Source organism: Candidatus Lokiarchaeota archaeon (assembly GCA_014730275.1).
Taxonomy (GTDB): domain Archaea; phylum Asgardarchaeota; class Thorarchaeia; order Thorarchaeales; family Thorarchaeaceae; genus WJIL01.
Map to the genome: position 1 here is coordinate 1 of WJIL01000123.1, position 2529 is coordinate 2529.

The 2529-nt window shown below is 45.6% G+C and carries 2 protein-coding genes; both read right to left on the bottom strand.

Annotated features, from left to right (window positions below; all coding sequences use genetic code 11):
• Nucleotides 1–1281: SidA/IucD/PvdA family monooxygenase (locus GF309_13370; protein MBD3159766.1), on the bottom strand; the 1281-nt coding region annotated here is incomplete at its 3' end.
• A gap of 799 nt (nucleotides 1282–2080) precedes the next feature.
• Nucleotides 2081–2518: a tetratricopeptide repeat protein gene (locus GF309_13375; protein MBD3159767.1), complete on the bottom strand. Its 438-nt coding sequence runs from the start codon at nucleotides 2516–2518 to the stop codon at nucleotides 2081–2083.
• Nucleotides 2519–2529: the final 11 nt, after the last annotated feature.

Below are 2529 nucleotides of genomic sequence, written 5' to 3' on the forward strand. Positions count from 1 at the left end.
CGCTTGAGTAATGGGTTGAATTAAGATAGGTGCAAATGGCCCGATTATTGAACCTCCGAGAATGGCGCTTGAATCCCCGTCAACGATGATTCTGCAGAACCCTCTAGGCTTACCCATTGCATCACCCTTTGCCACATCAGTATACTCGGCTTTCCCCACCAAAAGATCCGATTTGCTATCCGTAGCTTCTGCCAGTGTTTTCCCTACAGATGCTATTTGTGGATAGGAGAAGACAGCATGCGGTATAGCGTCATAATGCATAGACCGAAGTGGTTCTTTGTCTGAAATTGAAGCCTGAATATTATGCCACACGATTTCAGCTTCTCGATCAGCTACGTGCTTGAACATCGGGGGGCCTGTAGCGTCACCAAGCGCCCAAATCCCTTCCTTTGAAGTCCGAAGGCATTCGTCTGTTTTGATGAAGCCGTTTTCGTCGAGTTCAACCCCTGTTCGCTCTGGTCTACACTTGTCTGAGTTGGGGCGTCTCCCTGTTGCCACGAGCAAGGTATCATAGTCGATTTCCACCTCTTGTCCGGATTCTCGATTCCTAGCGATTACAGTTTTGCTGTTCTCGTTTTGTTGCACTTTGATGGCTTCGTGATTTGTCAGTACAGTCATTCTCTTTGAGAGCTCTTCTCTTAACATCTCAGAGACATCTTCATCTTCATGTTTGACTAGGAACGGGTTCCGCCCCACAATTGTAACATCAGTCCCCATGGCACTGAAGAAATGGCTAAATTCCGCAGCTACATATCCACCGCCGATGATAGTCATCTGTCTTGGTTGCTCGGTCAGATCAAAAATCGTCCTAGTGCTCAAATATTCAACATCATCAATTCCGTCGATTGGAGGAATCAAGGGTCGTGTTCCGGTAGCGATTACGATTAAATCCGCGGTTAGCTCTTGGTTATTGACCTCTATTACTTTGTCATCCACAAAGACTCCAGTGTTGTTGTACCAATCATATGATTCAGCCTCTTCAATGGTTTTCTCTTTATGTTCGACAGCCCGACGTCTTCTGGCTCTCACTCGATCCATCAAACCCGAGAAATCTGCAGAACCTAGCTTGAAATCAAGGTTCAGATCAGATGAGAATCGAGCCTCGTGCATGACATCCGCCGGATAGATCATCATCTTACTTGGTACACAGCCCCTGTTCAGGCAAGTCCCGCCGAGAGGACCATGTTCAATCAGACCAACTTTCAAGCCTTCTTTGTGGGCCCAGTATGACACCTGATTAGCTGAACCACCGCCAACAACGAGAAGATCGTATTCCTTCATGGACTGACAGGGGCAAAGGCATGAAATAAAGCCGCGGATTCACAAACTGAAGAATTATTCTGCATCAGTAGTAACATAATCAGAACCTAGACCGACGGCAAGGTTAATCCGTAGAGATAATTGACCCTCGTATTGGATGTCTTCCGGGTCAGGGCCTAACGCCTGGGCAAATATCCTTCTATTTGCGGTTAAAAGACATATAAGCAAAGGATAAAAGCAAAAACCTGTGGTTCCGGCGGTTGCATCGAGATAGCCAAGGAAGCACCCATAGAAGCCGTGAAGAAAGGCTCGAACTGTTACAGAAGAGGTTGGAGGGCAGCTCGGAGCAGTATCGTGCTCTTTTTCGGAGTATTAGAAATGCGATAATGGTGGCTGACACTGAAAGATGCATGGTAGATTGCACCTGATTTCACTGAGCTTTTTGGATATCAGATTGAGGAAATTGCAGGAAAGAAAACCAAGTGTGTTAACGGCAGTGAAGAAGATTATCACGCATTCGGAGAAAAAATAGAGAAACATGTAGGTGACTCGAATTTCTTCGAGGTTGACAGTGAGCTCAACAACTATGACAAACACGTTGAGCAAAGATTCCTAGAGAAGTTTGAAAATGCATTTTCTGATTCGCTTAGAGAGTTTGAAGATGGTGTAGTGCAACCAATTGATGCCGACCCCATGTTTCAGTCAATAATAATGCAACGGGAACTCAAAGATTAAAATTAGGGAGAAAAGGGAATCGACATTCCATTAAGAGCGTTAGTATCAAATCCCCTTTGCAATCGTGAGAGGAGGTGGCTTCTCTTCATGTGAACAGGCGACCAAGACGCGATCCTGTTCTATCCTCCTCCGAGGATTTGGCCTGCGTCAATTCTCTCTTTGCTTGCTCTAACTTAGGGGCTTGGTTTGTTTCATCAAGCAGCCGAATTAGGTCATCCCAAGCCTCCCAGTGTTTTCGGTCGCCTTCTATTGACTTGCGATATGACTCTTCAGCAGTTTTATGATTGCCCATTTGGTGCATTATCAGTCCATGAGTGTGCCATGCATGATGATCCTCAGGATTTTTACGAATTGCTTTTTCTGCGTAGGGCAGAGCTTCTTCGAACCTACTCAGTTTTGCTAAAACATATGCATAGTTATTGTTCATCATGGCGATAGTTGAGTCATTGAGCAAATGGTCCTGGTATTGAATCATGGCAGAATAGAACGGCAAGGCTTTCTCCAGCTCGCCATCCTCAATCAATTGTACACCGC